6 protein-coding genes are annotated in these 7,402 nt (G+C 66.7%); 5 read left to right on the forward strand and 1 reads right to left on the reverse strand.

The features are described from left to right. The first annotated feature begins 113 nt into the window (after positions 1-113). From hrcA to dnaJ, 4 genes are all read left to right on the forward strand, one after another. On the forward strand, positions 114-1,178 hold the full coding sequence (gene hrcA / locus QRO91_RS02590; protein ID WP_010484463.1) for a heat-inducible transcriptional repressor HrcA: 1,065 nt from the start codon (positions 114-116) through the stop codon (positions 1,176-1,178). Between the two features lie 63 nt (positions 1,179-1,241). Further along, complete coding sequence (gene grpE, locus QRO91_RS02595; protein WP_197651231.1) at positions 1,242-1,757, forward strand: nucleotide exchange factor GrpE; 516 nt, start codon at positions 1,242-1,244, stop codon at positions 1,755-1,757. Positions 1,758-1,938: 181 nt separating this feature from the next. Then, the gene (gene dnaK, locus QRO91_RS02600) at positions 1,939-3,861 is read left to right on the forward strand and encodes a molecular chaperone DnaK (protein WP_285310236.1); all 1,923 of its coding nucleotides are present in this window, start codon (positions 1,939-1,941) and stop codon (positions 3,859-3,861) included. Positions 3,862-4,015: 154 nt separating this feature from the next. Next, positions 4,016-5,140 carry a molecular chaperone DnaJ gene (gene dnaJ, locus QRO91_RS02605; protein WP_014036853.1) on the forward strand — a complete coding sequence of 375 codons (1,125 nt, stop codon included), beginning with the start codon at positions 4,016-4,018 and terminating at the stop codon, positions 5,138-5,140. Between the two features lie 121 nt (positions 5,141-5,261). Here the strand turns inward: dnaJ and QRO91_RS02610 are convergent, their stop codons facing one another. Beyond that, positions 5,262-6,059 (reverse strand): helix-turn-helix domain-containing protein, encoded by a 798-nt coding sequence (locus QRO91_RS02610; protein ID WP_049429552.1) that lies wholly within the window; start codon positions 6,057-6,059, stop codon positions 5,262-5,264. Positions 6,060-6,131: 72 nt separating this feature from the next. On the opposite strand from QRO91_RS02610, the gene QRO91_RS02615 reads away from it, so the two are divergent. Further along, on the forward strand, positions 6,132-7,331 hold the full coding sequence (locus QRO91_RS02615; RefSeq protein ID WP_049429551.1) for an MFS transporter: 1,200 nt from the start codon (positions 6,132-6,134) through the stop codon (positions 7,329-7,331). Positions 7,332-7,402 lie beyond the last annotated feature (71 nt).

A 7,402-nucleotide genomic window follows, 5' to 3' on the forward strand; every position in this document is an offset into this window, starting at 1 on the left:
GTAAGGGGGTATCAGCAGCCGCGCAACGCTAGCACGCGGGCGAGGGAGGTCCAATGACTTGCCAAGGTGATGCGTCGCCATTATCTAGTGTCCGTGTCTCACAGGTTGATTCCATGCACGGTTCTCCCGACCAGCTTGCCCCGCGTGCGCGCCATCTGCTGCGCACGCTGATCGCGCGTTACATCCAGGACGGTGAGCCGGTCGGCTCGCAGACGCTGGCGCGCGTGGCCGGCCTGGAGGTCAGCCCGGCCACCATCCGCAACATCCTCGGCGACCTTGAGGACCTGGGGCTGCTGGCCTCGCCGCATACCTCGGCCGGGCGCGTCCCGACCGCGCATGGCTACCGGGTGTTCGTCGACAGCCTGCTGCAGATGCAGCCGCCGGGCGAGGGCGAGCTGGCCCGGTTGCGCCAGGAGCTGGCTGGCGGCGGCAGCACCCAGGCCCTGCTCGGCAGCGCCTCGGAGCTGCTCTCGGCGATGAGCCACTTCGTCGGCGTGGTCAGCGCGCCGCGACGCGAGCAGTTCGCCTTCCGCCAGATCGATTTCGTGGCGCTGGACGGTCGCCGGGTGCTGGCGATCCTGGTGTTCGCCGACAACGAGGTGCAGAACCGGGTCATCGAGACCCGCCAGGAGTTCGCGCCGGGCCAGCTGGAGCAGGTCGCCAACTACCTCAATGCCCATTTCGCCGGCCTGCCGATGGCCGAGATCCGTACCCGCCTGCTGCTGGAGCTGCGCGACGCCCGCTCCGAGCTGGAGCAGCTGCTGGCGCACAGCATCGAGCTGGCCGAGCAGGCCCTGCAGCCAGCGGCCGACGACATGCTGGTGGCCGGCCAGACCCGCCTGATGGGGGTACAGGACCTGTCCGACCTGGAGCGCCTGCGCGAGCTGTTCGAGTTGTTCTCCAGCAAGCGCGAGATCCTGCAGCTGCTGGAGCGGACCATCCAGGCGCCGGGCGTGCGCATCTTCATCGGCGAGGAGACCGGGATGATGCCGCTGCAGGGCGTCTCGCTGGTCACTGCCCCGTACACCGCCAACGGCCAGGTGCTGGGCGTGCTGGGCGTGATCGGCCCCAAGCGCATGGCCTACGACCGCATGATCCCGCTGGTCCAGGCCACCGCCGATGTGCTCGGCGCGGCCTTTTCGCCGGCTGGACGCACGCCGGGAACATCCGACGCTTGAAACGCAGCATCCCGCCCACACTAGGGTGGGTGGAGGCGGAGAGTGACCGCCAGGGACCCAGACATGAACCAAGAACATCCAGATATCGAATCCCAGCAGAGTGCCGCCGACGCGGCTGCCGCCGCCGGCGTCAACGACGAAGTGGAGCGCCTGCGCGCCGAAGTCGAGCAGATCAAGGCCGATGCGCTGCGTGAGCGCGCCGACCTGGAGAACCAGCGCAAGCGCGTGGCCCGTGACATCGAGCAGGCCCGCAAGTTCGCCAACGAGAAGCTGCTGGGCGAGCTGCTGCCGGTGTTCGACAGCCTGGATGCCGGCCTGAAAGCCGCCGGCGACGACCCGCACCCGCTGCGCGAAGGCCTGGAGCTGACCTACAAGCAGCTGCTGAAGGTGGCCGCCGACAACGGCCTGGTGCTGCTGGACCCGATCGGCCAGCCGTTCAACCCGGAACACCACCAGGCCATCAGCCAGGTGCCGACCCCGGGCGCAGCCCCGGGCAGCGTGGTCACCGTGTTCCAGAAGGGCTACCTGCTCAACGAGCGCCTGCTGCGGCCGGCGCTGGTGGTGGTGGCCGCCGACTGACCCTGCGGGGCCGGGAGGCGGGAATGACCCGCGACCCGGCCCGACGCTGAACGCGCCGGACGACCGGAAACACAGCGTTCGGGAGATGGCTTGAATGTTCCACGAGCCTCCCCCACATCGTATTCATCCACCGGCCGAACGGCCGGACTGACACCAACAAGCATCCTCAGGAGTCTCCCCCATGGGCAAGATCATTGGTATCGACCTCGGCACCACCAACTCGTGCGTGGCGATCATGGACGGCGGCAAGGCCCGCGTCATCGAGAATTCGGAAGGCGATCGCACCACCCCGTCGATCGTCGCCTACACCAAGGACGGCGAAGTCCTGGTCGGCGCCTCGGCCAAGCGCCAGGCCGTGACCAACCCGAAGAACACCTTCTACGCGGTGAAGCGCCTGATCGGCCGCAAGTTCACCGACGCCGAAGTGCAGAAGGACATCGCCCACGTCCCGTACAGCATCCTGGCCCATGACAATGGCGATGCCTGGGTGGCCACCAGCGACGGCAAGAAGATGGCCCCGCAGGAAATCTCGGCCAAGGTGCTGGAAAAGATGAAGAAGACCGCCGAGGACTTCCTCGGTGAGAAGGTCACCGAAGCGGTCATCACCGTGCCGGCCTACTTCAACGACAGCCAGCGCCAGGCGACCAAGGACGCCGGCCGCATCGCCGGCCTGGACGTCAAGCGCATCATCAACGAGCCGACCGCGGCCGCACTGGCCTATGGCCTGGGCAAGGGCGACAACAAGGATCGCAAGATCGTGGTGTACGACCTGGGCGGCGGCACCTTCGACGTGTCGGTGATCGAGATCGCCAACGTCGACGGCGAGAAGCAGTTCGAAGTGCTGGCCACCAACGGCGACACCTTCCTGGGCGGCGAAGACTTCGACAACCGCGTCATCGAGTACCTGGTTGAAGAATTCAACAAGGACCAGGGCATCGACCTGCGCAAGGATCCGCTGGCCCTGCAGCGCTTGAAGGATGCTGCCGAGCGCGCCAAGATCGAGCTGTCCAGCGCCCAGCAGACCGAAGTGAACCTGCCGTACGTCACCGCTGACGCGTCGGGTCCGAAGCACCTGAACATCAAGCTGACCCGCGCCAAGCTGGAAGCGCTGGTGGACGACCTGATCAAGAAGTCGATCGAGCCGTGCCGCGTCGCCCTGAACGATGCCGGCCTGCGTTCGAGCGACATCAGCGAAGTGATCCTGGTCGGTGGCCAGACCCGCATGCCGAAGGTGCAGCAGGCGGTGACCGAGTTCTTCGGCAAGGAACCGCGCAAGGACGTCAACCCGGACGAAGCCGTGGCACTGGGCGCGGCCATCCAGGGCGGCGTGCTGGGCGGCGACGTCAAGGACGTGCTGCTGCTGGACGTGACCCCGCTGTCGCTGGGCATCGAGACCATGGGCGGCGTGTTCACCAAGATCATCGAGAAGAACACCACCATCCCGACCAAGGCCTCGCAGGTGTTCTCCACCGCCGAGGACAACCAGTCGGCCGTGACCGTGCACGTGCTGCAGGGTGAGCGCGAACAGGCCCGCTTCAACAAGTCGCTGGCCAAGTTCGACCTGTCCGGCATCGAGCCGGCCCCGCGTGGCCTGCCGCAGGTGGAAGTGTCCTTCGACATCGACGCCAACGGCATCCTGCACGTGTCGGCCAAGGACAAGAAGACCAACAAGGAACAGAAGGTCGAGATCAAGGCCGGTTCGGGCCTGTCCGAGGAGGAGATCGCACGCATGGTCGCCGACGCGGAAGCCAACCGCGAAGAAGACAAGAAGTTCCAGGAGCTGGTGCAGGCCCGCAACCAGGCCGACGCCCTGATCCACGGCACCCGCAGCGCCATCACCGAGCACGGCAGCAAGGTCGGCGGCGATGTCATCGGCAAGGTCGAGGCCGCGCTGGCCGACCTGGAAACCGCGATGAAGGGTGACGACAAGGCACAGATCGAAGCCAAGTCGAAGGCGCTGGAAGAGGCTGGCCAGTCGCTGTTCGCCGCTGCTTCGGCCGACCAGGGCGGTGCCCCGGGCGCCGACGCCGGCAATGCCGGCAAGGCGCAGGATGACGTGGTCGACGCTGAGTTCACCGAAGTCAAGGACGACAAGAAGTCCTGATCCGGACCGACGCGGGACGCTGGCCACCAGCGTCCCGTTGTCGCATCAGGGTCCTGACCGCCCACCGGCGTGTCGGGGCGCCCGACGCAAGAGCGGACCTGGTTCCGCTCTTCCGCTTTGACGAATCCCGACGTTTCGGAACCCGATTCACGATATGAGCAAGCGCGATTACTACGAAGTGCTGGGCGTTGCCCGCACCGCCACCGACGACGAGCTGAAGAAGGCCTACCGTCGCTGTGCGATGAAGTTCCACCCGGACCGCAACCCGGGTGATGCGGCGGCCGAAGCCTCCTTCAAGGAGTGCAAGGAAGCCTACGAAGTGCTGTCCGACGGCAACAAGCGCCGCATGTATGACAGCCACGGCCACGCTGCGTTCGAGCACGGCATGGGCGGCGGTGGTCCGGGCGGCCCGGACATGAACGATATCTTCGGCGATATCTTCGGCAACATCTTTGGCGGCGGGGGCGGTGGTCCGCGCCAGGCCCGTCGCGGCGCCGATATCGGCTACGTGATGGAGCTGGACCTGGAAGAAGCCGTGCGCGGCGTCGAGCGCCGCATCGAGATTCCGACTCTGGCCGAGTGCGGCGACTGCGATGGCAGTGGCTCCGAAGACGGCAAGGTCGAAACCTGCAATGTGTGCCATGGCCGTGGCCAGGTGCGCATCCAGCGCGGCATCTTCGCCATGCAGCAGGCCTGCCACAACTGCGGCGGCCGTGGCCAGATCATCGCCAAGCCCTGCAAGACCTGCCACGGCAACGGCCGTGTCGAGGAAGACAAGGTGCTGTCGGTGAAGGTGCCGGCCGGCGTCGACACCGGTGACCGCATCCGCCTGCAGGGCGAGGGCGAGGCCGGCCCGGCCGGTACGCCGCCGGGTGACCTGTACGTGGAAGTGCGCGTGCGCGAGCACGCCATCTTCCAGCGCGATGGCGACGACCTGCACTGCGAAGTGCCGATCCGCATCTCGCAGGCCGCATTGGGTGACACCGTGCGCGTGGCCACCCTGGGCGGCGAAGCGGAGATCCGCATTCCGGCCGAGACCCAGACCGGCAAGCTGTTCCGCCTGCGCGGCAAGGGCGTGCGTTCGGTTCGCAGCCGCAGCGAAGGCGACCTGTACTGCCGCGTGGTGGTGGAGACTCCGGTGAACCTCACCAACGAACAGCGCAAGCTGCTGGAGCAGTTCGAAGCCACCTTCGTCGGCGAGGAAGCGCGTAAGCATTCGCCGAAGTCGGCCACCTTCATGGATGGCGTGAAGGGCTTCTGGGACCGGATGACGTCCTGAGTTCTCAACGCAGACGGTGAACGGTAGCGCCGGGCCATGCCCGGCGTTTTCGTTTGCGGGCGGCGGTGGTTTCCGCCGGGCATACGCCGCTGTGGCAGATCCACGCCATGCGTGAATGCGGTTACCGGAAAAATGCCGCGGGCGTCTGCCCCAACTGCCGCTTGAACATGCTGGTGAACGCGCTGGGGCTGTCGTAGCCCGTCGCCAGCGCGACATCGATGACCTTGTCGCCGGTCGCCAGTCGTTCCATCGCGGCCAGCAGCCGTGCCTGCTGCCGCCATTGCCCGAAGGTCATGCCCAGCTCGTGGGCGAAGTGGCGCTGGATGGTTTTCACGTCCACCTCCAGCGCCTGCGCCCAGTCCTGCAACGTGGCGTCGTCACCCGGATGCTTCTGCAGGTGCTGGCAGATCCGCCGCAGGCGCGGGTCGGTCGGGGCGGGCAGGTGCAGCGGCAGCACGTCCATGCGGTGCAGTTCGTCCAACAGCAGGCGCACCACGCGGCCATCGCGGCTGTCTTCGATGTGCTCCCCCTTGATCAGCGTGGCGGCCTGCAGCAGTTCGCGCAGCAGCGGTGCCACCTGTACCGCAAATGGTTCGGATGGCAGGTGCGGGGCGAATGACGGATCGATGTACAGGCTGCGCATGTGCACGGCGGCGATGCAGTCCACCGCGTGCACCATGCCCGCCGGCATCCAGATCGCGCGCGTCGAGGGCACCACCCAGCGCCCCACTTCCGATCGCACCACCATCAGTCCGGAGATGGCGTAGACCAGCTGGTGGCGCTGGTGCTTGTGCCCGGCGATATGGGTGCCGGCCGGGTATTGGGTAACCCGGTAGGTGACAGGGCGATGCAGCGGCACCTCCCGCCACGGTGCGGCCGGATCGACATCGCTGGCAATGTCCTTTTTGCGATAGGGCATGACCCGAACGCGGCAGAAGGGAAGAGAGGGCAACCGTAGCATGCGTGGCTCGCCCCCAACCTGACTGCGTCCATGTCCGCCTTGGCTTCCCCCGCAACACCCTCACGCCCGGTGGCTCCCGGCGTGCTGGCCGCCATTTCCACCTCGCACGTCGTCAACGACATGATGCAGTCGCTGATCCTGGCCATCTATCCAGTGATCAAGGGCGGCTTCAACCTGAGCTTTACCCAGATCGGCCTGATCACGCTGACCTACCAGCTGACCGCCTCGATCTTCCAGCCGCTGATCGGCATGGCTACCGACCGCCGCCCGGCGCCGTACTCGCTGCCGATCGGCATGGCCTCGACCCTGTGCGGCATGCTGCTGCTCGGCTTCGCACCGAACTACGCGATGGTGCTGATGGCGGCGGCGATGGTCGGCATTGGTTCGGCCATCTTCCATCCGGAAGCCTCGCGCATCGCGCGGCTGGCCTCGGGCGGTCGCCATGGCTTCGCGCAATCGGTGTTCCAGGTCGGCGGCAACTTCGGTACCGCGCTCGGCCCGCTGATCGCTGCGGCGGTGATCGTGCCGTATGGCCAGCATGCCGCGTCGTGGTTTGCTGGCGCTGCACTGATCGGCATCGCGCTGCTGACCTATGTCGGCCGCTGGTACGCGCTGCACCTGGGCACCCCGCGCCCGGTCAGCACCGCGTCGATGGCCCCGCGCCATCCGCCGCGCACCGTGGCCAAGGTGCTGGCGATCCTGCTGGTGCTGATCTTCAGCAAGTACTTCTACATGGCCAGCATCGGCAGCTACTTCACCTTCTACCTGATCCATCACTTCGGGATTCCGGTGGCACAGGCGCAGCTGCACCTGTTCGCGTTCCTGGTGGCGTCGGCCGCCGGCGGCTTCCTGGGTGGTCCGCTGGGTGATCGCATTGGCCGCAAGCCGATCATCTGGACCTCGATCCTGGGCGTGGCGCCGTTCGCGCTGATGCTGCCGCATGCGGATCTGTTCTGGACCACGGTGCTGGCCGTGCTGATCGGTTTCGTGCTGTCATCGGCATTCTCGGCGATCGTGGTCTATGCGCAGGAAATGATGCCGCACCGCATCGGCATGGTGTCCGGCCTGTTCTTCGGCTTCGCGTTCGGCATGGGCGGGTTGGGTGCAGCCGTGCTCGGCCTGCTGGCGGACAAGACCAGCATCGAGTACGTGTACCACCTGACCGCGTTCCTGCCGCTGCTCGGCATCGTGGCGGCGTGGCTGCCGCCGTCGCGGCCTGCTGTTCACTGAGGGAGGGTGGGTTTGCAGGGCTTGCAGCCCTGCACCTGCTGCAAGCCAGGGCCGAAGCAACAGCAGAAGCA

It is taken from the genome of Stenotrophomonas maltophilia group sp. Smal32 (assembly GCF_030237085.1).
In the GTDB taxonomy this organism is placed as follows: Bacteria; Pseudomonadota; Gammaproteobacteria; order Xanthomonadales; family Xanthomonadaceae; genus Stenotrophomonas; species Stenotrophomonas maltophilia_Q.

Excerpts from the sequence above, each read along its gene's own strand:
- dnaK (WP_285310236.1), top strand. The coding sequence starts at position 1,939 with ATGGGCAAGATCATTGGTATCGACCTCGGCACCACCAACTCGTGCGTG.
- QRO91_RS02610 (WP_049429552.1), bottom strand. The coding sequence starts at position 6,059 with ATGCCCTATCGCAAAAAGGACATTGCCAGCGATGTCGATCCGGCCGCA.
- hrcA (WP_010484463.1), top strand. The coding sequence starts at position 114 with ATGCACGGTTCTCCCGACCAGCTTGCCCCGCGTGCGCGCCATCTGCTG.
- grpE (WP_197651231.1), top strand. The coding sequence starts at position 1,242 with ATGAACCAAGAACATCCAGATATCGAATCCCAGCAGAGTGCCGCCGAC.
- dnaJ (WP_014036853.1), top strand. The coding sequence starts at position 4,016 with ATGAGCAAGCGCGATTACTACGAAGTGCTGGGCGTTGCCCGCACCGCC.
- QRO91_RS02615 (WP_049429551.1), top strand. The coding sequence starts at position 6,132 with ATGTCCGCCTTGGCTTCCCCCGCAACACCCTCACGCCCGGTGGCTCCC.